Source organism: Sinorhizobium sp. 22678, assembly GCF_052044265.1.
Classification (GTDB): Bacteria; Pseudomonadota; Alphaproteobacteria; order Rhizobiales; family Rhizobiaceae; genus Sinorhizobium; species Sinorhizobium meliloti_A.
Window position 1 is genome coordinate 89,070 of record NZ_JBQEMS010000005.1, and the last position, 20,190, is coordinate 109,259.

General features: G+C 63.1%; 21 protein-coding genes. 9 read left to right on the forward strand and 12 right to left on the reverse strand.

Translation table 11 applies throughout. The features are described 5' to 3' along the window. Window positions 1-31: 31 nt before the first annotated feature. Window positions 32-403, forward strand: coding sequence for an antitoxin Xre/MbcA/ParS toxin-binding domain-containing protein (locus tag ACTJKL_RS09750; RefSeq protein WP_018097157.1), 372 nt, complete (start codon window positions 32-34; stop codon window positions 401-403). Between the two features lie 6 nt (window positions 404-409). Then, window positions 410-964, forward strand: coding sequence for an RES family NAD+ phosphorylase (locus tag ACTJKL_RS09755; protein ID WP_440852777.1), 555 nt, complete (start codon window positions 410-412; stop codon window positions 962-964). Between the two features lie 329 nt (window positions 965-1,293). Here ACTJKL_RS09755 and ACTJKL_RS09760 read toward each other — a convergent pair whose 3' ends face one another. The 6 genes from ACTJKL_RS09760 to ACTJKL_RS09785 form a co-directional block, all read right to left on the reverse strand. Beyond that, entirely contained in the window at window positions 1,294-2,658 is a 1,365-nt protein-coding gene (locus ACTJKL_RS09760; RefSeq protein WP_411934393.1) for an FAD-binding oxidoreductase, read from the reverse strand. A 110-nt stretch (window positions 2,659-2,768) separates the two neighbouring features. Continuing rightward, window positions 2,769-3,872: a sulfate/molybdate ABC transporter ATP-binding protein gene (locus ACTJKL_RS09765; RefSeq protein WP_411922542.1), complete on the reverse strand. Its 1,104-nt coding sequence runs from the start codon at window positions 3,870-3,872 to the stop codon at window positions 2,769-2,771. Between the two features lie 15 nt (window positions 3,873-3,887). Further along, window positions 3,888-4,763 (reverse strand): sulfate ABC transporter permease subunit CysW, encoded by an 876-nt coding sequence (gene cysW, locus ACTJKL_RS09770; RefSeq protein ID WP_411934392.1) that lies wholly within the window; start codon window positions 4,761-4,763, stop codon window positions 3,888-3,890. Next, a complete protein-coding gene (gene cysT, locus ACTJKL_RS09775) occupies window positions 4,753-5,619 on the reverse strand; it encodes a sulfate ABC transporter permease subunit CysT (protein WP_018097151.1) in 867 nt (288 codons plus the stop codon). Before cysT ends, cysW begins: the two co-directional genes overlap by 11 nt. After that, window positions 5,616-6,641, reverse strand: a complete 1,026-nt coding sequence (locus ACTJKL_RS09780; protein ID WP_411922540.1) for a sulfate ABC transporter substrate-binding protein — start codon at window positions 6,639-6,641, stop codon at window positions 5,616-5,618. Before ACTJKL_RS09780 ends, cysT begins: the two co-directional genes overlap by 4 nt. Before the next feature lie 265 nt (window positions 6,642-6,906). Continuing rightward, the gene (locus tag ACTJKL_RS09785) at window positions 6,907-7,965 is read right to left on the reverse strand and encodes a D-TA family PLP-dependent enzyme (RefSeq protein ID WP_411922539.1); all 1,059 of its coding nucleotides are present in this window, start codon (window positions 7,963-7,965) and stop codon (window positions 6,907-6,909) included. Window positions 7,966-8,122: 157 nt separating this feature from the next. On the opposite strand from ACTJKL_RS09785, the gene ACTJKL_RS09790 reads away from it, so the two are divergent. From ACTJKL_RS09790 to ACTJKL_RS09815, 6 genes are all read left to right on the forward strand, one after another. Then, a complete protein-coding gene (locus ACTJKL_RS09790) occupies window positions 8,123-8,965 on the forward strand; it encodes a transporter substrate-binding protein (protein ID WP_440852778.1) in 843 nt (280 codons plus the stop codon). A gap of 63 nt (window positions 8,966-9,028) precedes the next feature. Continuing rightward, window positions 9,029-9,691: an amino acid ABC transporter permease gene (locus tag ACTJKL_RS09795; protein ID WP_411934391.1), complete on the forward strand. Its 663-nt coding sequence runs from the start codon at window positions 9,029-9,031 to the stop codon at window positions 9,689-9,691. Window positions 9,692-9,696: 5 nt separating this feature from the next. Next, window positions 9,697-10,356, forward strand: a complete 660-nt coding sequence (locus ACTJKL_RS09800) for an amino acid ABC transporter permease (protein ID WP_411934390.1) — start codon at window positions 9,697-9,699, stop codon at window positions 10,354-10,356. A gap of 13 nt (window positions 10,357-10,369) precedes the next feature. Beyond that, window positions 10,370-11,137 (forward strand): amino acid ABC transporter ATP-binding protein, encoded by a 768-nt coding sequence (locus ACTJKL_RS09805; RefSeq protein ID WP_440852779.1) that lies wholly within the window; start codon window positions 10,370-10,372, stop codon window positions 11,135-11,137. Window positions 11,138-11,173: 36 nt separating this feature from the next. Further along, the gene (locus ACTJKL_RS09810; RefSeq protein ID WP_275598974.1) at window positions 11,174-11,557 is read left to right on the forward strand and encodes a RidA family protein; all 384 of its coding nucleotides are present in this window, start codon (window positions 11,174-11,176) and stop codon (window positions 11,555-11,557) included. Further along, the gene (locus ACTJKL_RS09815; RefSeq protein ID WP_440852780.1) at window positions 11,554-12,414 is read left to right on the forward strand and encodes an IclR family transcriptional regulator; all 861 of its coding nucleotides are present in this window, start codon (window positions 11,554-11,556) and stop codon (window positions 12,412-12,414) included. The genes ACTJKL_RS09810 and ACTJKL_RS09815 overlap by 4 nt, the downstream gene beginning before the upstream one ends. 41 nt (window positions 12,415-12,455) lie before the next feature. Here ACTJKL_RS09815 and ACTJKL_RS09820 read toward each other — a convergent pair whose 3' ends face one another. The 6 genes from ACTJKL_RS09820 to ACTJKL_RS09845 all read right to left on the reverse strand — a co-directional run bounded on the left by ACTJKL_RS09820 (window position 12,456) and on the right by ACTJKL_RS09845 (window position 18,704). Then, window positions 12,456-13,538, reverse strand: coding sequence for an ABC transporter ATP-binding protein (locus ACTJKL_RS09820; RefSeq protein ID WP_440852781.1), 1,083 nt, complete (start codon window positions 13,536-13,538; stop codon window positions 12,456-12,458). After that, complete coding sequence (locus tag ACTJKL_RS09825; RefSeq protein WP_411934386.1) at window positions 13,535-14,476, reverse strand: PfkB family carbohydrate kinase; 942 nt, start codon at window positions 14,474-14,476, stop codon at window positions 13,535-13,537. The genes ACTJKL_RS09820 and ACTJKL_RS09825 overlap by 4 nt, the downstream gene beginning before the upstream one ends. Beyond that, window positions 14,473-15,498: an SIS domain-containing protein gene (locus ACTJKL_RS09830; RefSeq protein WP_411934385.1), complete on the reverse strand. Its 1,026-nt coding sequence runs from the start codon at window positions 15,496-15,498 to the stop codon at window positions 14,473-14,475. The genes ACTJKL_RS09825 and ACTJKL_RS09830 overlap by 4 nt, the downstream gene beginning before the upstream one ends. After that, window positions 15,495-16,340, reverse strand: coding sequence for a carbohydrate ABC transporter permease (locus ACTJKL_RS09835; RefSeq protein WP_411922531.1), 846 nt, complete (start codon window positions 16,338-16,340; stop codon window positions 15,495-15,497). The genes ACTJKL_RS09830 and ACTJKL_RS09835 overlap by 4 nt, the downstream gene beginning before the upstream one ends. Further along, on the reverse strand, window positions 16,340-17,221 hold the full coding sequence (locus tag ACTJKL_RS09840; RefSeq protein ID WP_100670577.1) for a carbohydrate ABC transporter permease: 882 nt from the start codon (window positions 17,219-17,221) through the stop codon (window positions 16,340-16,342). Before ACTJKL_RS09840 ends, ACTJKL_RS09835 begins: the two co-directional genes overlap by 1 nt. 244 nt (window positions 17,222-17,465) lie before the next feature. Next, window positions 17,466-18,704: an extracellular solute-binding protein gene (locus ACTJKL_RS09845; protein ID WP_411934384.1), complete on the reverse strand. Its 1,239-nt coding sequence runs from the start codon at window positions 18,702-18,704 to the stop codon at window positions 17,466-17,468. 222 nt (window positions 18,705-18,926) lie between these two features. On the opposite strand from ACTJKL_RS09845, the gene ACTJKL_RS09850 reads away from it, so the two are divergent. After that, a complete protein-coding gene (locus ACTJKL_RS09850) occupies window positions 18,927-20,156 on the forward strand; it encodes an ROK family protein (protein ID WP_440852782.1) in 1,230 nt (409 codons plus the stop codon). The last annotated feature ends 34 nt before the right edge of the window (window positions 20,157-20,190 follow it).

The following is a 20,190-nucleotide window of genomic DNA, read 5'->3' on the forward strand; positions in this document are numbered from 1 at the left end:
AGGGACCCGATCAAAACAGGATCGATTTCTCATGATTGCCCTCGATTTCCAGATCCCTGCAGCCCGTTTTGGGGACGATCATTCCCCGTTTCTCTCGGCCCGCCTAGTCGCCGACCGATTGGGCGTCACGCTCGCCGAACTCGCCAAGCTGATTGGTGTCGCCCGCAATACGCTGACGGCGAAATCCGGCGCCCGGAAGGTCGACAGCGCCTTGAGCAAGGTCGTCCGCATCCTGGCCATGGCTTCCGAAATGGCGGGCGACGAAGCCCGCGCCGTCATCTGGTTCAAGCACCAGCCTATTCCCGGCTGGGCCGGCAAGACGGCATTCGACCTGGTCGGTGAAGGCAAGGCCGACAAGGTGCTCGCCTATCTCGAATCGGTACGCGCCGGCGTCTACGCTTAAGACGGGATGAGGAAACACATTCCGCCCGCATCGCGGCCCGATCCGGAACCGACGGCGTCGGTCGAGCCGATAACGCTCTGGCGCGCCTTCGTTCCACGCTGGGCACATATGCCGCTATCCGGCGCGGGTGCTGCTCGCTTCGGTGGCCGCTGGAACCCGATCGGCGTGCCTGCGATCTATGGCGCGCGCGAGCTTTCCACCGCCTGGGCCGAATACAATCAGGGTTTCGTACAGCATCCGGCGCTGATCGTGCAGCTCGAGTTGCGCGGGGCGAGGCTCGCGGACCTCACGGATGTCAGGCTTCTTGTGGAGCTTGGTGTGGATGAGGCGATCCATCGCTGCGAATGGCGTGATGCGCTCGACAAGGGCGCGGTGCCGGAGACCCACAGGCTCCAGTCGGAGCTTCTGGCGCGCGCCTTCCATGGGGTGATCTATCCATCCTTCATGTCGCCGGGCGGCACCTGTATTGCGCTCTGGCGTTGGAACGGTCCGCAAGAACCGCGGCTCGGCGTCATCGACCCCGATGGCCGGCTGCCGAAATCGCCCGCCTCATGGGTTTGAAGATTCGGGCCAGCCGCCGCCGCTTGTTTGATTTCCTCATTCCTGTGCTCGTCACAGGAAAACAGCCAGACCAAGTCCTTGGGCTGAAAGAACTCTTTCCACGCCGCAGACGCGGCGCTGCTCTCATCCCTGTGACGAGCACGATGAGAACGGAGGAGAGATTGCACGTTTTTGTCCATTGATCGGCTACGATCAATGGAGACATGCAGCAGCGCAAGGTCGGTACTCAAGGAATTCAAGCGCATCATGCCGACAAAACCGACAGAGCTTCAACGCCATTATCCATCTCGCGGCAGCCGTCATAAACTCAAAATGAAATTCAACAGGCCTTAGGCTAAGACCTTGCCGGCATTGAGAATACCGTTCGGATCGAAGGCATTCTTGATGCGCCGCATGAGTTCGAGTTCCGCCGAACTGCGGGAGCGATCGAGAAAGTCGCGCTTCAGGAGGCCGATCCCGTGCTCGGCGGAAACCGAGCCGCCATAGGTGCCGACCAGTCCGTAGACGACGGCGTCGATCGCGTGCGCCGTGTCCTCGGTTGCGCCTGGAACGGAGAAGGCGATGTGCAGGTTGCTGTCGCCGACATGGCCGAAGAACGACACGTGCGCTTCGGGGAACTTGGTCCAAAGCGCCGTGCCGCATTCCTCGGCGAAGCTGCCGATTGCGCCGATCGGCACGCTGACATCGAAGTTGAGAAGCAGGGGCAGCCGATCCAGCGCGTGACCCTCGCGGATACGCCAAAAGGTTTGAGCCTCTTTTTGCGATTGCGCGATCAGCGCGTCGCCGATTACGCCGTCCTCCAGGGCTCGCCCGAGAAACATTTCGAACCGTTCGCGTTCCGCTTCATGGCCCTGCAGGTCCTCTTCGATGATGACGGCGAAAGTGGGAGTGGCTTCGAAAAGCCTGAGCTTTTCTGCCTCGCAGTTGAAACGGAAATAGCTCTCCCACATCGCCTCATAGGCGGAGAGGCCGGCGAGTTCCATCTGTGCCCGCTTGAGCAGAGCGACGACATTCTCATAGCTGTCGAGCGCGCAGAGCGCCGTCAGCCGCCCGGCCGGTAGCGGGCGCAGGTGCAATACCGCCCGCGTGATGATGCCGAGCGTGCCTTCCGAACCGATGAAGAGCTGCCGCAGGTCGTAGCCCGTGTTGTTCTTGATCATCTTGTTCATCGACGAAATCACGGTTCCGTCCGCAAGAACGGCCTCGAGCCCCAGCACATTGTCGCGTGCCACACCGTTGCGGATCACCCGGATGCCGCCGGCATTCGTGGCCAGATTGCCGCCGATCTGGCAGGAGCCGCGCGCCCCCAGATCGATCGGCAACAGGAAACCGGCATCCTCGGCCGCGCGCTGGGCGACTTCGAGGGGTGTTCCGGCGAGCACCGTCATCGTCCCTGCCGCAGCATCGATCTCCTCAATGCCGGAAAGTCTCTCCAGCGAAATGGCAACGTCGCCAGCGCACGGATTGGCGCCGCCGGCGAGCCCGGTCAAGCCACCCTGCGGCACCACGGCCTGGCGATGCGCGTTGCAGATCCTCAGCGCGTCGGCGACCTCGGCAACGCTTGCCGGGCGAACGACCGCCAGGGGGAGGATCCGGCCCGTGAGGCTTGCATCGCCGCGGTGACGTTCGGCGATCCGGTCGCCGGTGAGAACGGCATCGCCGAGTGCGCTCGTGAGATCATCGATAACAGACATTGGACGGTTTCTACCGCAGGATTCATTTGATCGGAACGATTAATTCGGCAGATCAACGCCCGGCGTCCAGACCGGGCGAATCCGCGCTTCCACAGCCCGGGTTCACCGCCTCACGTGCCGGTGGCCGCGAGCACCGGCGCCTCCGCCTCTATCGGCGGTGCTTCCTTTTGTCCGCCCTTGCGGAATAGCTTCCATCGCGTCGGCCGGAAGGCGATGCGCGTGTGGTCCGTGGAGGCGGCCCGTTCCGGCGGTAGCTCGATCTCGACCGGAGGGTGCGTACGTCCGAGGCCGAGTTCCAGATGCCGGGTGCCCGCCACGCGCCGGCTGGCCGTGACGAGGCCGGCGAGGCAACCGCCGCAGCCGTCGATGAGTTCCACGTCGTGCGGGCGGAAATAGAGGGTTGCGGCGCCGTCCGGTTCGTTCCCGGCACGAAGGCCGATCGGGCGGTCCTCATGCCAGATTTCGCCATTGGCGAGGGTGACGTTGAGGCAGTTGGACTGGCCGATGAAGCCGTAGACGAAGGGCGAGACCGGATGGTCATAGATCTCGTCGGGCGTGCCGACCTGCTCGATCGCGCCCTTGCTCATCACGACGACGCGGTCGGCAAGCTCGAGTGCTTCCTCCTGGTCGTGAGTGACGAAGATCGTGGTGTGGCCGGTGCGATCGTGGATTTCGCGCAGCCACCGCCTCAGTTCCTTGCGCACCTGCGCATCGAGCGCGCCGAAGGGCTCGTCGAGGAGCAGAACGTTCGGTTCGACGGCCATGGCGCGGGCGAGTGCGACGCGTTGGCGCTGCCCGCCCGAAAGCTGGGCAGGGTAGCGTTTCTCCAGCCCGGAGAGTTGCACGAGTTCCAGCAGGTCGAGCGCCCTGCGGCGGATGTCGGCAGCCGCCGGTCGCCGTTTGGCGGACCGCACCTTCAGACCGAAAGCGACGTTGTCGAGCACCGTCATGTGGCGGAAAAGCGCATAATGCTGGAAAACGAAGCCGATGTTGCGCTCCTGCACGGTCTTCTTCGACGCATCCTCGTCGCCGAAGAAAATCGTGCCTTCGGTCGGGCTTTCGAGCCCGGCGACCAGCCTGAGCAGCGTGGTCTTGCCGGAGCCGGAGGGGCCGAGGAGCGCGATCAGTTCACCCGAGCGGATGTCGAGGGAAACGTCCTCGAGCGCGGGAAAACGGCCAAATTCCTTGCGAATATTCTGGACGCGGACTTCCATGGAGGTCTGGACCTTTCAGTGCCTGCGGCTGGCAGCGATCTCGTCGCTGTAGCGAATTTCAAGAGCAGTCTTCAAAACGAGCGTTACCAGCGCCAGGAGCGCCAGGAGCGCCGCCACCGCGAAGGCGGCGACGAAATTATACTCATTGTAGAGGATTTCGACCTGCAACGGCATGGTGTTCGTTTGCCCGCGAATATGGCCGGACACGACAGAGACCGCACCGAATTCGCCCATGGCGCGGGCATTGCAGAGAAGCACGCCGTAGAGCAGGCCCCATTTTATATTGGGAAGCGTCACATGCCAGAAGGTCTGCCAGCCGGTGGCGCCGAGCGAGAGTGCCGCTTCCTCGTCGGCCGTTCCCTGTTCCTGCATCAGCGGGATCAATTCACGCGCGACGAAGGGGAAGGTCACGAAGACGGTGGCGAGCACGAGACCCGGAACGGCAAAGAGGATCTGGATGCCGTAGCTTTGCAGGATCGGTCCGAGCGCGCTGTGAGAGCTGAATAGCAGCACGAAAACGAGGCCGGAGATCACTGGCGAGACGGAGAAGGGCAGGTCGATCAGCGTCGTCAGGAACGCCTTGCCCTTGAACTCGAATTTCGCGATGGCCCAGGCGGCCGCCACCCCGAAGACGAGATTGAGCGGCACGGCGATCCCCGCGACGAGCAGTGTCAGACGGATCGCGGAAAAGGTCTCGGGATCGCCAAGCGCCGTGAAGAACTCCATCGCTCCTTTGCGGAACGCCTCGATGAACACCGTGGCGAGCGGCAGAAGCAGGAAGAGCGCGACGAAACCGAGCGCCACGGCGGTCAGGACCACGCGTGAAAGCGGCGTTTCCGAGGTTGCGGCCGTCACAAGCGTATTGGAAGCGTAGCCGGCATCATGCGCCATAACCATATCTCCGTCTGCTCCACGCCTGGATCACATTGATGACCAGCAGCATCATGAAGGAAAGCAGGAGCATTACCGCGGCGATCGCGGTTGCTGCCGGATAGTTGAATTCCTCGAGGCGGATGACGATCAGAAGCGGCGCGATCTCCGAGACATAGGGAAGGTTGCCGGCGATGAAGATCACCGAACCATACTCGCCGACGCCGCGGGCAAAGGCGAGTGCGAAGCCGGTCAATCCCGCAGGCAGGAGACCCGGCAACAAGACCCGGCTGATCGTCTGGAAGCGGGTGGCGCCGAGGGTCGCAGCCGCCTCTTCGACTTCCTTGTCGATCTCTTCCATGATCGGCTGCACGGTACGCACGACGAAGGGCAAGCCGACGAAGATCAGCGCCACGACGATCCCGGCCGGCGTGAAGGCGATCTTGATGCCGAGCGGAGCGAGGAGCGAGCCGATCCAGCCGTTCGGCGCATAAAGCGTCGTGAGCGCAATGCCGGCGACCGCGGTCGGCAGGGCGAAGGGCAGATCGACCATGGCGTCGATCACGCGCTTGCCGGGGAAGCGATAGCGCACGAGAACCCAGGCGAGGAGCACGCCGAAGACCAGGTTGACAACGGCGGCGATGAAGGCCGTGCCGAAGCTGATCGTCAGTGCGTTGACCGTGCGCTCGTCAAGCGCCAGTTCCACGAATTTCGACCATCCGAGGCCGCTCGAGCGCCACAGCAGTCCGGAGAGAGGAATGAGAACGATGATGGTGAGCCATGCCAGCGTCACGCCGAGCGCCAATCCGAAACCCGGAATAACGCTCGGCTGCCGAAACCGCCACCGCGTGTTGCTGCGAGCGGTCATCGATATCATTGCCCCGGCCTGTAGATCTGATCGAAGACCCCGCCATCGCCAAAGAATTTCGGCTGAGCTTCCTTCCAGCCGCCGAAGTCGTCGATCGTGACGAGCTTCAATTCGGCGAAGCGCGCGGTGTCCTTGGGATCCGCCAGTTCAGGCTTGAACGGCCGGTAGTAGTGTTTGGCCGCGATCTTCTGCCCGACATCGCTGTAGAGATAGTCGAGATAGGCCTCGGCGACCTTGCGGGTACCCTTGCTGTCGACGTTGCCATCGACCAGCGCAACGGGGGGCTCCGCCTTGATCGAGATCGACGGCGTGACGATGTCGAAATTGTCGGGGCCCAGTTCTTCCAGTGATAGATAGGCTTCGTTTTCCCAGGCCAGCAACACATCGCCAAGGCCGCGCTGGACGAAGGTGGTCGTCGCGCCGCGCGCGCCGGTGTCGAGAACCGGCACATGCTTGAAAAGCTGCGCCACATATTCCTGTGCCTTCGCATCGTCCCCGTTATTGGCGGCACGTGCCCAGGCCCAGGCGGCCAGGAAGTTCCAGCGAGCGCCGCCCGAAGTCTTCGGGTTGGGCGTAATTACCTGCACATCCTCCCTGACGAGATCGCCCCAATCCTTGATGCCTTTGGGGTTGCCCTTGCGGACGAGGAAGACGATGGTCGAGGTGTAGGGCGCACTGTTGTTATCGAAGCGGGACTTCCAATCGGCGGGAATTTTGCCGCTTTCCTTGGCGATCGCGTCGATATCCGCTTCGAGGGCCAGCGTCACGACGTCGGCCTCCAGCCCGTCGATGACCGAACGGGCCTGCTTGCCGGAACCGCCATGCGATGTCTGGATCGTCACGGTTTCGCCCGTGTCGGCCTGCCATTTTTCGGCAAAGGCCGCGTTGAATTCCTTGTAAAGTTCCCGAGTCGGGTCGTAGGACACGTTCAGGATCGTCGTGTCCGCAGCCGCGAGGCCAATCGAGCCAAGCTGCAGGCTTCCGACGATAAGCGCTAATTTGACTATTCCGGCAAGACTATTCGAGCTCATTTCGACCTCCATCTTTTGCCAGATAAAGCTATCGATTTGGTAGACTACTTCAACGCAAACTTATGACGCCTGGAGGCGGTTTCTTGAAAAGTCCTGTCAATATGCGAGCTGCTGAAAGAATGCCGTGCCCGTTATCGGTCTTGGCTCTCTGCGCCGATAAAATAGCACGACATTTTAGAAATGCACTAAAATTGTGGACTAATGGTTTTCGGGTCCCCGGCGGGCTCTTAAGGCTCACCAGGCGCCGCCGTGACCGGGAGCCCGCTCAAAGGACGCGGCCGCGGGCGACGACCGTCCATGTTCCTTTTGGCGTGCCGCTCTCGATGACGTGGACCGCGTCGACCATGTTGGTCACGACGCAGGCATGGTTCGGAACGATGCGGACCTGTTCGCCGACCTTTAGCCCGATAGGACCGTCCGAGACGAGGCGGCCATGCTCCTCGGAGAGCTGATCGATACGTATGTCGTCGCGGCCGAGCACGTGGCCGTAGCCGGTGAGACCCAGCAGGTCGGAGGTCAGGACCTTGCTGCCGGCATCGATGATCGCCCGGTTTTCGCTGGGAACCGAGACCACGGTCGCGAGAACGGTGAGGGCGCAGTCGTCCCATGACGCCACGCCACGGGCAACCAGCGACCGGTCGTTATAGATATACGTACCCGGCCTGTGCTCGCTCGCTATCGGCGCCTCGGCTGCCTGCATCATACCGGGCGTGCCCCCTGATGTAATGCAGGGAACTTCGAGCCCCTCTGCCTCGATCAGCCGCTTCGCATCGCTCATGAAGGTCTGGACGCGTGCGGCGCCATCGGCCGGCGGATAGGTCATCAATCCGCCGAAGCGCAGTCCCGGTGCCTCGGCTATGCGCCGGGCAAGGCGCGCCGCCTCGGACGGTGTCCCGACGCCGCAACGATCTGCCCCGGTGTTGCATTCGACAAGTACGGTCAAGGGCTTGCCGGCATCGGCGAAGAAAGCTGCGAGCCCGTCGACGACGGTCCCATTGTCCGCGACGACGCTGACCGTCACCTTTTCGTTCAGTCGCGCGAGCCGCGCGAGCTTCTCGGTCCCGAGGAGGTTGTAGGTGATCAGCACATCCTCGATCCGGGCGCTGCCGTCGACCATCGCCTCCGCCTCCGTCACCTTCTGGCAGGTGATGCCGATCGCCCCTGCATCGAGCTGCAGCTCGGCCATCTGCGGAAGCTTGTGGGTCTTTATGTGCGGGCGCACGCGGATGCCGTTCCGGTCGGCATAGGCTTGAAACGCAAGGACATTGCGCCGGGCGATATCGAGATCGACCAGCACGGCGGGGGTTTCGATCGGCAGTGTCATGCGGGCGTTTCCTCGATGCGAAGTGGATCGGCGGCGAATGTAGCCGATCCTGCTTGACAAGTAATGGCCCAAGGCATTTGATGGGTCAATCCGTTATTCAGGACGCATGTCCATTATACCGGAATATATGAGTGGGAGCGAAAGGGGAGGTCTTTCAATGATCAGCAAGTTCACGGTCGCCGCGACCTTCATCGCGGCCGTGCTGGCGGCTATGCCGGCGCAAGCACAACAGGCATCGAGCAAGCTCGACGAAATTCTGAGCCGCGGCCATCTGATACTCGGCACCGGCAGCACCAACGCGCCGTGGCATTTCAAGAGCGCCGAAGACAAGCTCCAGGGTTTCGATGTCGACATGGGCCGCATCATCGCCAAGGCGCTGTTCGGGGATCCGGAGAAGATCGAGTTCGTCAACCAGTCGTCCGATGCCCGCATTCCGAACATCACCACCGGCAAGGTCGATATCACCTGCCAATTCATGACGGTTACCGGGGAACGCGCTCAGCAGATCGCCTTCACTATCCCTTACTACCGGGAAGGCGTCGGCCTGATGCTGAAGGCGGACGGCGAGTATGCCGATTATGAAGCGCTGAAAGCTGCCGGCTCTTCGGTGACGATTTCCGTATTGCAGAACGTCTATGCCGAGGACATGGTCCATGCGGCCTTGCCGGAGGCGACGGTCGACCAGTATGAATCCGTCGACCTGATCTATCAGGCGCTCGAATCCGGCCGCGCCGATGCCGCCGCCACCGACCAGTCCTCGCTCGCCTGGTACATGACCCAGAACTCGGGGCGCTATAAGGACGCCGGCTATGGCTGGAACCCCCAGACCTATGCCTGTGGCGTCCGGCGCGGTGATCAGGACTGGCTGAACTTCGTCAACACGGCGCTGCACGAAGCCATGACCGGTGTCGAATTCGATTTCTATGCGAAGTCGTTCAAGACCTGGTTCGGCAAGGACCTCACCCCGCCGCAGATCGGTTTCCCCATCGAGTACAAGTGAGCCCTGCCAATGGCGGCTCCGCCTCTTGGTGGAGCTGCCTTGTTCCACGAAACGGCTGGTTCCATGACATATTCCTTGAACTTCGCGGCCGTGTGGCGCTCGTTCGACCTGCTTCTCGAAGGTCTGGCGCTCAGCCTCGGCCTCGCATTTGTCGCGATCCTCGCGGGTTGCGTGATCGGGTTGATCACGGCCTTTGGGCTCGTTTCCGGAAGGGCATTGCTACGCAAGCCTGCCGGGCTCTACGTCACCGTGATCCGCAACACGCCGATCCTCGTCCTCGTCCTCTTCAGCTATTTCGCGCTTCCTGAACTCGGAGTCCGTCTCGGCAAGATCGAGAGCTTCGTCGCGACGCTTGCAATCTACTCGGGGGCCTACCTTGCCGAAGTGTTTCGCGGCGGCCTCATCGCCATACCGCCAGGCCAGCGCGAGGCGGGGCTCGCGATCGGGCTTACGGAGATGCAGATACGCACGTCGATCATCATTCCGCTGATGCTGCGCAGCGTCCTGCCGTCGCTTAGCAGTACGATGATCTCGCTCTTCAAGGATACCTCGCTCGCCGCCGCGATCGCGGTTCCGGAACTCACTTTCGAGGCACGCAAGATCAACGTCGAGACCTTCCGCGTCATCGAGACCTGGATCGTTGCGAGTTGCCTCTATGTCGCGACCTGCTCGTTGCTGGCCGCGCTTATGCGCGCCGCCGAGCGGCGTCTTGCAGTACCGAGGTGACCGTCATGGATTTCTCGTTTCTCGACCAGCTCTGGCTTGCCCGGATACCGCTCCTCAAAGGGCTCGGCGTCTCCGTCTCGATATCGCTTCTCTCGATCGTCGTCGGCACCGTGCTCGGTGTCTTCGTCGGTCTGGCGCTCGTCTACGGGTTTCGTCCCTTCAAATGGGTCGTGCGCGGTTACACCGATTTCATCCGCGGCACGCCGGTGCTCGTCCTGGTGCTCGCGAGCTACTACGTCCTGAGCACGATCGGCATCGATCTCGGACCGCTCCAGGCCGGTGTTCTGGCCCTTGCCGTCTTCTGCAGCTCGCATGTCGGCGAACTGGTGCGCGGCGCGCTGCAATCGATCCCCAAGGGGCAGACCGAAGCCGCCAAGGCGATCGGTTTGACCTTTGCGCAAACCTTCGCCTATGTGCTCGCCCCGCAGGCTTTGCGGCAGGCACTTCCTGCCTGGGTCAACACAGCGGCCGAGATGGTCAAGGCATCGACGCTGCTTTCGATCATCGGCGTGAGCGAGCTGCTGTTGCGGACGCAGGAAGTGATCTCCCGCACCTTCATGAGCCTCGAATTCTATTTCTTCGCAGGCTTTCTCTATTTCGTCATCAATTACGGCATCGAGCGCTTTGGTCGTTACGTCGAGCGCAAGACCGCCGTTCCATCGTGAGGCTCGCAATCCGATGACCAATCTTCTCGAAATCCGCGATCTTCACAAACGCTACGGCACGGTCGAGGTGCTGAAGGGCGTCGATTGCTCGATGCGCCAGGGGGAGGTGATCAGCATCATCGGCTCCAGCGGCTCGGGCAAGACGACGATGCTTCGCTGCATCAACATGCTGGAGGAGTTTCAGGGCGGCACGATCGCCATCGACGGCCAGGAGATCGGCTACGAGACGGCAGGAGGCGCCCGAAGGCGCAAGTCCGAGCGGGAGATCGCCCGTCAGCGCGCACTGACCGGCATGGCCTTCCAGCAGTTCAACCTGTTTCCGCATATGACCGCCGCGGCCAATGTCATGCTCGGGCTTCTTAAAGTGAAAAAGATGGGCCGCGACGCGGCGAGGGTGCTTGCCGAGAAATGGCTCGACCGGGTCGGCCTGCTCTCGCGCAAGGATCATTATCCGGGGCAGCTTTCCGGCGGCCAGCAGCAACGCGTGGCGATCGCCCGTGCCATCGCCATGAATCCGAAGCTCATGCTCTTCGACGAGGTCACTTCGGCGCTCGATCCGGAGCTCGTCAACGAGGTGCTGCAGGTCATCAAGGGTCTCGCCGAGGATGGGATGAGCATGCTGATCGTCACTCACGAGATGCGCTTTGCCTACGAGGTCTCGTCCCGGGTGATCTTCATGAACGAGGGGCGCATCGGCGAGGAGGGGGATCCGCGCGTGATGTTCCTGAAACCAAGGACCGAACGCCTGGCGGAGTTTTTGAAGACCTCGACGTTCAACTGAGCAAGCAATGAATTTGATGAAGAAGTGGAGTGAAGCGTGACGATCAAGCGTTATGGAACGGGCGAAACCGGTGCGGGCAAGCAGCCCCTGCCATTTGCACGCGCCGTGGAGGCGAACGGATGGCTCTATGTTTCCGGTCAGGTCGCCATGGAGGCGGGCGAGATCGTCGGCGGCGGAATCGTCGCCGAAAGCCGCAAGGCGATCGAGAACATGATCGCAATCCTGGACGAAGCCGGCTATGGGCTCGAAGATGTTGTGCGTGTCGGCGTCTGGCTCGACGACCCCCGTGACTTCTGGACCTTCAACGGCGTCTATGCGGAGTATTTCGGCGCCAACCCGCCGGCCCGCGCCTGCGTTCAGTCGCGCATGATGGTCGACTGCAAGGTCGAAGTTGACTGCGTCGCCTACAAGGCTAATTGAGGTCAATTCTGAAGGACCGGAATAGAAGCGGCAAGGAGGGCGCGGTGGCCGAGGCGGAAGACACGATAAATCGCAGGGCCAGGGGTCTCGACCGGGCTTTCGAAATCCTCGATTTCCTGCGTCTGCAGCGTCAGCCCTTGCGCCCCAACGAGATCGCGCAAGGAATTGGCGCGCCGCGTTCGTCGGTCTATGAGCTCGTCAACCTGCTCGTCCGCCAGGGGATCATCGAATATCGCGGCGATGACGGCCGTGTCTTTCTCGGGCGCAAGCTCTATTTCCTCGGCGCGGCCTATGCCGAACAGTTCGACCTGATGCGCGAAAGCGAGCATCTTCTGGCGCGGATCGCCGAGGAGACGCGCGAGACGGCGCAGATGTGCCAGCTCGAAGGCAACAAATATGCCGTCGTTCTGATGAACGAGGGGAGCCGCCCGTTCCGAATCTCCACCAATATCGGCGAACCGGTCGCCATTCCGTGGACGGCATCCGGCCGTCTCCTGGTGGATCACATGAGCGACGAGGAGATCCTGGCCTTCATACCGCAGGAGGATTTCGTCCTGCCGGATGGCACGCGCCTCGAGCCCTCCGAATTCATCGCTCAAGTCCGCAAAGCCAAGAAGGAAGGCTATTTCACCTTCAACAGCATCGTCGACAGCTTCACCCATTGCTTCGCCGTCCCGGTCTACGACGCGGAAGCGGTCTGCATCGCGACGCTCTGCCTCGTCGCACCGAAAGAGGACGGTCTGCGCAATCGCGAGGCCTATCTCCGCGTGCTGATCGACGGAGCTGGCGAGCTCTCCGAGAAGCTTGGCTATCGCCGCGACCGGGAGGCTTCTGCACGAGCGGCTGCCGGACGGTGACAGCCGCCTCCGCATCTGGTGGTGGTAGATCGCCCTTCTCTCTATTCCATTCTGATCGAACGGCCGCTTTCCGGATCGAACAGATGCAGAGCCGTCTCGTCGAAGGTGAAGGCATGAGCCGATCCCATTCCGACTGCCGTGCGCGGCGGCAGGCAGGCGGTGATGCGCTGTCTGCCGACTGTGGCCGTGGTCACGAGTTCCGGCCCTGTGAGTTCCACAACCTCGACATGCGCGGTCAATCGCCGAGCCTCTGACCCGGCTGCGAACCGCAATGCCTCCGGACGAATGCCGACCTTCACGCGCCGTCCTGCCGAGGCGGCCCCGTTAAAGGCTGCCGGCAGGGAAAGCACCTCCTCGCAACCGTCGAGCTTCAGGCCGCTTGTGGTCACCTCGGCGTCTAGAATGTTCATCGGCGGCGAGCCGACGAAGCCGGCGACATAGAGTGTTAAGGGGCGGTCGTAGACCTCTTCTGGCGTGGCGAGCTGCTCGATGCGGCCGTCGCGCATCACGGCAATGCGGGTTGCGAGCGTCATCGCCTCGATCTGGTCGTGGGTCACATAGACGACCGTCGTCTTCAGCATCTGGTGCAGGCGTTTGAGTTCGGTGCGCATCTCCATCCGGAGCTTAGCGTCGAGGTTCGACAGCGGCTCGTCGAAGAGGAACACCTCGGGGTTGCGCACCAGGGCCCGGCCGATCGCGACGCGCTGGCGCTGGCCGCCGGAAAGCTGGCCCGGCTTCCGGTCGAGCAGGTTCTCGATCTGCAGCAGCCTTGCGGTGTCGCGCACCGCCTTGTCGCGCTCGGCCGGCGGCACGCGGCGCATTTCGAGGCCGAAACCGATGTTTCGGGCGACGCTCAGGTTCGGATAGAGAGCATAGGACTGAAACACCATCGCGATGTCGCGATCCTTGGGATGGACTCCGAGGACCGAACGCTCGCCGATCAGGATGTCGCCGCCGGTCGGTTCGGCAAGCCCGGCAATGATGTTGAGCAGCGTGGACTTGCCGCAGCCGGAGGAACCGAGCAGCACGAGGAACTCGCCGCTTTCGAGCGCGATGTCGATGCCCTTCAGCGTTTCCACTTCGCCGTAGCGCTTGTGGATGTTGCGGATTTCGAGAGCGCTCATCGCCTGGATTCCTCGAGAAAGGCAGAAAGGGGCTTGCCGTAGCGGCGCGGAAGGGTGGAGATCGCTTGCGAGGCGATCGTAACCCCGGTCTTGAGGCAGGCTTCGAGCGGCATGTCGGCGGCGAGTGCCGCCAGGAAGCCCGCATTGAAGACGTCGCCGGCGCCGATCGTATCGACGACCTGAACCTGCGGCGCCGGCACGGAAAAAATTCCGCCGTCCCGATCGATGGCGAGCGCTCCATTGGGGCCGCGCTTGACGACGACGATGGCGTCCGCAGGCATTTCGCCCTTCAGGCTCAGCGCGGCTTCGGCCGGGTCGGACAGACCCGTAAGCGTGGTCGTCTCCACCTCGTTGAAGAGGGCGCAATGACAGCGTTTCAGCCAGCCGAGCGTCTTGAGCCGGTTGATCTCCGTCCAGCCCTCGAGCGGCCACCCGGTGTCGAGGCCCACGGCAATGTCGTGGGCATCCGCCCAGTCGAAAAGCGCGTCATAGGCAAGGGTGAGCGCGTCCGTCAGGAAGGAACCGGAAAGCAGCGCATAGCCGCCTCGAAGTCGGTTGCCGTCTAGCATCGAGTGCACTTGCGGGAAGCTGAACAGCGGCAGATGGCCGCGCGTCGTGAAGAAGGTGCGTTCGCCATCCGGGTGGGTGATGCCCACCGAAAGCGTCGTGCCGGCCGCTTCCACCGGCCAGTCGTGCGAGCGCTTCCCGAACGCCTCCTTCAGCCAGGTGCCGAACTGATCGTTGCCGACATTGGCCGCAATCACATAATCCACGCCGAGCGAATCCCAGGCAAGAGCGTTGTTGCCGGCGCAGCCGCCGACGCGCAGTTCGTCATGATCGACGATGACCTCGGTGCCGGGCTTCGGCCAGGGTTCGGCCGGGCCGAGTATCAGATCGACGTTGACGTTGCCGATGGCTGCAAGCGGACGCATCGTCATTCGCTCCGGGTGACCTTGGTGGATCGCACCGGCGTCCCGGCGTTTTCGACGTGGGCGTCGGCAAAGGCGATCATCAGGGATTGCGCGACCGGAAGCATGGCGACGATCGCGGCCATGCCGGCCGCCGGCTTGAAGGGGATTGTCGTGGCACCCGCGGCTGGAGGCTCGCCCGATGCGTCGAAGACGATAACCGGCGAGCCGGCTTCGGCTGCCGAGGTTGCCATGGCTCCGACGAGCTTGGCGGTCGGATCGGCGGCGCGGAAGAGGACGACGCCGACAGGAGGCCCCAGCATTTCCATCGGTCCGTGGCGCAACTGCCCGCCTTCGAGCGAAAAACAGGGCAGACGTGAGAGTTCCGTAAGCCCAAGGGCGATCGCTTCGGCGAGACCCTGCAGTTTGCGGCCGGAGGTGACGATCGCGCCGACATCGGCGAGCATCGCGAGCGCGCCGTCGATTGCCGGCGCCTCGGGATCCGTAAGGGCGTGAAGTGCGTCGGCCGGGTCGGCGCCGAGGGCGGCGAGGACCGCCAGGTGCAGCGCAAAGGTCACCGTCAGGCTGCGCGTGGCCGCAAAGGCCCGCTCCGTCCCGCCTGATCCGACGAGCGAAGGCACGGCCTTGGCCAGGAATGCGTCCTCTTCGAGCGTCAGCCCGAATGTCTCGCTTGTGCCCCCGTCCGTTTCGCGGAACCAGCGCAGCACTTCCGCGCTTTCGCCCGATTGCGAAGTGACGAGAACGGTCTTGCCTTCGATCGATAGCGGCTCGCCGAGCTGTTCGGATAGCGGGACGGCGACCGCCTCGATGCCAAGGGCGCGATAGAGCGGTTCGACGGCGCGGCCGACGGCATGCGAACCGCCCATGCCGAGAAGTAGGAGTCGGCCCGTCGCTTTCAGCGATGCGGCGATCCGTTGCGCTGTGGCCGTCGCTCCCTCGTAGGAAGCGATCGCGTCGGCATGCTGGCGCGCCATCTCCCGGTCGATTGCAATGAGCCCTGCCGGGCGGTCCTTCGATATGCTCATGGTCATCCCTTGACGCCGCCGCTGGTGAGCCCGGAAATCAGGGCTCTTTGCATGATAAGGCCGATCAACACCGGAGGCAGGGCGGCAAGGACCCCGGCGGTTGCGATCAGCCCGTAATCCGAAACACGGCCGCCGGCGAGGTCGGCGATGGCGACCGTGAGGGTCTTGGCGCGCTGGTCGGAAGTGAAGAGCAGCGCGTAGAAGAATTCGTCCCAGGCGAGCAGGAAGGCGAAGAGCGCAGAGGTCGCCATGACAGGGGCAGCAAGCGGCAGCGTCAGGAGCCTCAGGATCTGGTCCAGCCGCGCGCCGTCGATCATCGCCGCGCTCTCGATCTCCCGCGGTATGGAATCGAAGCCCGATTTCAGGAGCCAGGTCGTGAAAGGGGCGAGAATGGTGAGGTAGACGAGCGCCAGGCCGAAGACGGAATTGAGCAGGCCGAAATAGGCAAGACCCATATAGAGTGGCACGGCAAGGGCGACAGGCGGCAGCATATAGGTGGCGATTACGGCATAGAGCGACCAGGCGACGGCCGGCGTGCGCGAAACGGCCCAGGCGGCCGGAACGGCAACGGCCACAGCGGCGAGCGTCGCCATTCCGGCGACCTTGAGGCTGTTCAGGAGCGAGGCGATGAAGGCCGCACCGGCACTGTTTTCGACAGCCGACAACAGCGTGCGGTACCGCGAGAGGTCGATGTCGCTCGGCCACCAGGCCAGCGGCTTGGCACTGAGGTCCGCGGCAGGCGAAATGCTCATGATCAACAGCCAGGCGACCGGCGCGAGGATGACCACGGCCAGAAGCAGGGCACTCGCATGGATGAAGACGGAAAAGAGGGGGCTTTGGCGTTCCATCACGAAGCTCCGGCGGCCTTTCGGAGGAGCGCCGCGTAGGCGGCGGCAAGAATTGTCACGAGCAGGGTGACGATGAGTGCAAGCGACGCGCCGGAGCCGGCGCGCTGGAAGGAAAACGCTTCCTGATAGACGAGGATCGAGAGCGTGCGCGTGCTGTTTGCCGGTCCGCCGCGCGTCATCACCCAGATGATGTCGAAGACCTTGAATGCCTCGATGGTTCGCAGCACCAGCGCCACCAGCAGCGGGCCGGCGAGATAGGGCATGATGACGAAGCGGAAACGGTTGAACGGACCGGCCCCATCGACGAGCGATGCAGCGGTGATGTCGCGCGGCACGGCCTGGAGCGCGGCGAGTGCGATCAGCGCCACCAGCGGAAAGTTCTTCCAGCAATCCGCGACGATCAGCGCGGCGAGCGCCGTTCCCGGCTCGCCGAGCCAGGAGCGATAGCTGTCGAGGAGGCCGAGCTGCGTCAGCGCGGCATTGAGCGCGCCATATTCCGGATTGTAGATGAGCCGCCAGAGCGTCGCGTTGACCACCGTCGGCAGTGCCCAAGGCAGGATCATCAATGCCCGAAGCGCCGTTCGCCCGCGGAATTGCTGGTTGAGAAGGAGCGCGGCAAGGACGCCGAGCACCATTTCTGCGGCAACCGAAATGACTGCGAACCAGGTCGTGGTGACGAGTGCCCGCTGAAAATTCGATCCGGTCAGCATTTTTATGTAGTTCGCCGGTCCGATGAAACCGCCCTCGGTGCCGACGAGCTTTGCATCGGTGAAGGAGAGCCGAACGGTGTCGACGAGCGGCCAGCCGATGACGGCGGTCATCACCACGAGGAGCGGCAACATCAGAAGCCAAGCGCGCGTCGAAATCCAGGTGCCGGTCATGAATGGAAACCTCTTCTTCGGTAGCTACCGGCAATACGCAATCAGGACCCTCATTCCTGTGCCTGTCACAGGAATCCAGCCAGCCCAGGTTCTTGGGCTGAAAGCTCCTTCAGCGCCGCAGACGCGGCGCCGAAGCATCGCTGTGACAAGCACAGGGATGACGAGGAAACGCCGCCGCCGCACCGACCGCGCGCGGGGGCGCCGGCCCGGACGGCGAACGCGTCCGCTACCGACGGAGCCGTCATTAGAGACCGCTGTTCTCGGCGGCACTCTTCAGGGCGTCTTCCGCAGAAGACTGGCCGAGCAGTGCTTCCTGGATCGCCTGCTGCAGGGCGGTCGAGAGCTCCTGATATTTCGGCGTCGTCGGGCGCGGATACATGGCGGCAAGTCCACGCTTGGCGGCAGCGATCAGCTCCTCCTGGCCCTTCGTCACTGCGGGGTCCTCATAGGAAGAGGCCCAGATCGGGAGGCTCAGCTTGGCATAGTCGTTCTGCGTCTCCTGCGAGGTCATATGTACGATGTATTTCCAGGCTTCTTCGGGGTGCTTGCTGGTCGCGGTGATGCCGAGCCCCATGGAGCCGTTGACCGCCGAAACCTCGCTCTTGCCGGCGGCGCCCGGGGCCGGAACGACGCCCACCTTGCCGGCCACCTTGCTCTCCTTGGGATCGTTGGCGAGATTGTACATGTAGGTCCAGTTGAGCGCGAAGGCGGCTTCGCCGTTCTGGAAGACCTTCCGTACATCCTCCTCGAGGAATTCCTTCGAGTTCGGGTTGGTGAGCCCCGACGTGTAGCTCGTTACCATGTAGTTCAGCGCATCGAGCCCGCCGCCGGTGGTGAAGGCCGGCTTGCCGCCGTCGAGGAATTTGCCGCCGTAGGCGCTGACCAGCGTCGTGTAGTCGCAGATCGCCGCTTCCGCCTGAGACCAGCTCCAGGCGATCGGGCTTTCGAGCAACCCCTTGTCCTTGATCGCCTTGGCCTGCTCGGCAAGTTCCTCCCAGGTCTTCGGCGGTTCCTTGATCCCGGCTTTGTCAAGGATTTCCTTGTTGTAGAAGAGATACTTCGTGTCGAGGATCCACGGCATTCCGTAACGTTTGCCGTCATATTCCACGGTCGTCCATGCTCCCGGCAAGACGCCTTTGTTCATCTCGTCCGTAACGCGGTCCGTAACGTCGAGGAGGACGTCGTTGGTCGCGTATTCGGCAGGCCAGATCACGTCGAAGAGGACGACGTCATAACCGCCGCCGGAACCCTGGGCGAGCACCGTCTTGTCGTGCAGTCCCTCATAGGGAACGAATTCGAGATTGACCTTGATGTCCGGGTTGGCCTTGGCGAAAGCCTCCGTCATGGCGCGGACATCGGCCTCGCTATAAGCGGCCTGGGCCATGAACAGCGCGTTCAGCGTCGTTTCGGCCTGGGCATGGCCGGTGAAGCCAGCCCCGATGAGCGTCGCGCCGATCAAAGCGTTGCGGGTGGATTTCAACATTGTCGCCTCCAGTAGCTGACCGTTGCAGTCTTCGCGGCGCGCCTGCCGCGCGCCAACAGGAATTCCGCCGCTTCTCGCGGCCGCCGTCGACAAATCAAACCGGAGCGCTCGCGGGCATTTCGGGCCGCTTTCGTTCCCCCGAGGTTCTTCGACCTCTTAATAAGTCAATTGTCTTGACTTATTTCTTGTTCAATAGTCCAGATGTGTCAAGAGGATTTGTTCATGAACGAGATCCGTCCGATCCGGGCGAAGAGCGGTACCAATCAGGAAGGCGCGAGCGCACACAACCGCCGTGTCATGATCGACGCTCTGCGGCTGAACGGGCGCTTGTCGCGGGCCGATCTGGCGCGTGCGACCGCACTCACCAAGCAGGCCGTTTCCAACATCATCGAGGAGCTCGAGAACGACGGGCTCGTGGCGTCGCTTGCCGCGGTGCGCAAGGGGCGGGGGCAGCCATCGACGCCCTATCGGCTGGTGCCGGAAGGCGCTTTTGCCATCGGTCTTCAGATCGACCGCCACGTGACGCGCACGGTCGCCGTCGACCTGGTCGGCACAGTCCTCGCCCGCAACGAGGTAATCCTGCCGGCCGGCGGTCCTGAGACGGGTGTCGGGGCCATACTGACGTTGATCGACGAAACACGGCAGGAACTTTCGACCATCGCACCGCAATCCAGGGACCGTCTCGTTGGTCTGGGTGTTGCTATGCCGGGCCCGTTCGGCGTCGACGCCGAGGCCGACGATCCCTGGATGATGGCTGCCTGGCAGAGCTTTCCCCTGCTTGAAAGGCTCTCGGCGGGGACCGGTCTCGACGTGCGCCTCCAGAACGACGCGGCGGCGGCCGCGACCGCGGAAAAGATGGTCGGCGCTGCCCATGGAGTGGACCACGCCCTCTGCGTTTATCTCGGTTACGGGCTTGGAGCGGGGCTGATCCTCAATGGCGAACTCTATCGCGGCTCGCATGGCAATGCCGGCGAGATCGGCATGATTCTGAGCAGGCCGCGTGGGGGCGCCGACGACGGGAGGGCACCGCTGGAGCATCGTATATCGATCGCCTCGCTGTGCAAGATTCTCGAGATCGATCCCGCCGATGGCGATCTCTACGGCCGCATCGACGCCATCGCTTGTTCGAAGGATCGTCGCGTAGCTGCCTGGATCGCAGACGCGGCGTTCGAATTGCGGGCGACGATCCAGTTGCTCGAAACGGTTTTCGATCCGCAGACGATCATTCTGTGCGGCGGCATGCCGTCCGGGCTCGCCCGCCTTCTCATGGACGCTCTCCACCCGCTGCTGCCGTCGATCGCCGAGCGGAGGCAACGCAGCGCGCCGCGGCTGCAACTGGGTTTCACGGACCCGTGGGCGGTTGCGATCGGTGCCGCCGCCGAGCCGATCAGTCGGACCTTCGATCCGCGTTTCTCGGCGATCCTGAAGACGCGGGCCGTGGGGTCGCCCTGAGCGCTACCGGGGCGGCGAATCGCCCGCGGAAATG

What these genes read in the sequence shown, in the direction of transcription:
- ACTJKL_RS09755 (WP_440852777.1), top strand. Translation starts at nt 410, where the DNA reads ATGAGGAAACACATTCCGCCCGCATCGCGGCCCGATCCGGAACCGACG.
- ACTJKL_RS09800 (WP_411934390.1), top strand. Translation starts at nt 9,697, where the DNA reads ATGGATTTCTCGTTTCTCGACCAGCTCTGGCTTGCCCGGATACCGCTC.
- ACTJKL_RS09825 (WP_411934386.1), bottom strand. Translation starts at nt 14,476, where the DNA reads ATGACGATGCGTCCGCTTGCAGCCATCGGCAACGTCAACGTCGATCTG.
- ACTJKL_RS09845 (WP_411934384.1), bottom strand. Translation starts at nt 18,704, where the DNA reads ATGTTGAAATCCACCCGCAACGCTTTGATCGGCGCGACGCTCATCGGG.
- ACTJKL_RS09840 (WP_100670577.1), bottom strand. Translation starts at nt 17,221, where the DNA reads ATGACCGGCACCTGGATTTCGACGCGCGCTTGGCTTCTGATGTTGCCG.
- ACTJKL_RS09765 (WP_411922542.1), bottom strand. Translation starts at nt 3,872, where the DNA reads ATGGAAGTCCGCGTCCAGAATATTCGCAAGGAATTTGGCCGTTTTCCC.
- ACTJKL_RS09795 (WP_411934391.1), top strand. Translation starts at nt 9,029, where the DNA reads ATGACATATTCCTTGAACTTCGCGGCCGTGTGGCGCTCGTTCGACCTG.
- ACTJKL_RS09820 (WP_440852781.1), bottom strand. Translation starts at nt 13,538, where the DNA reads ATGAGCGCTCTCGAAATCCGCAACATCCACAAGCGCTACGGCGAAGTG.
- ACTJKL_RS09750 (WP_018097157.1), top strand. Translation starts at nt 32, where the DNA reads ATGATTGCCCTCGATTTCCAGATCCCTGCAGCCCGTTTTGGGGACGAT.
- cysW (WP_411934392.1), bottom strand. Translation starts at nt 4,763, where the DNA reads ATGGCGCATGATGCCGGCTACGCTTCCAATACGCTTGTGACGGCCGCA.
- ACTJKL_RS09760 (WP_411934393.1), bottom strand. Translation starts at nt 2,658, where the DNA reads ATGTCTGTTATCGATGATCTCACGAGCGCACTCGGCGATGCCGTTCTC.
- ACTJKL_RS09785 (WP_411922539.1), bottom strand. Translation starts at nt 7,965, where the DNA reads ATGACACTGCCGATCGAAACCCCCGCCGTGCTGGTCGATCTCGATATC.
- ACTJKL_RS09850 (WP_440852782.1), top strand. Translation starts at nt 18,927, where the DNA reads ATGAACGAGATCCGTCCGATCCGGGCGAAGAGCGGTACCAATCAGGAA.
- cysT (WP_018097151.1), bottom strand. Translation starts at nt 5,619, where the DNA reads ATGATATCGATGACCGCTCGCAGCAACACGCGGTGGCGGTTTCGGCAG.
- ACTJKL_RS09780 (WP_411922540.1), bottom strand. Translation starts at nt 6,641, where the DNA reads ATGAGCTCGAATAGTCTTGCCGGAATAGTCAAATTAGCGCTTATCGTC.
- ACTJKL_RS09790 (WP_440852778.1), top strand. Translation starts at nt 8,123, where the DNA reads ATGATCAGCAAGTTCACGGTCGCCGCGACCTTCATCGCGGCCGTGCTG.
- ACTJKL_RS09835 (WP_411922531.1), bottom strand. Translation starts at nt 16,340, where the DNA reads ATGGAACGCCAAAGCCCCCTCTTTTCCGTCTTCATCCATGCGAGTGCC.
- ACTJKL_RS09830 (WP_411934385.1), bottom strand. Translation starts at nt 15,498, where the DNA reads ATGACCATGAGCATATCGAAGGACCGCCCGGCAGGGCTCATTGCAATC.
- ACTJKL_RS09805 (WP_440852779.1), top strand. Translation starts at nt 10,370, where the DNA reads ATGACCAATCTTCTCGAAATCCGCGATCTTCACAAACGCTACGGCACG.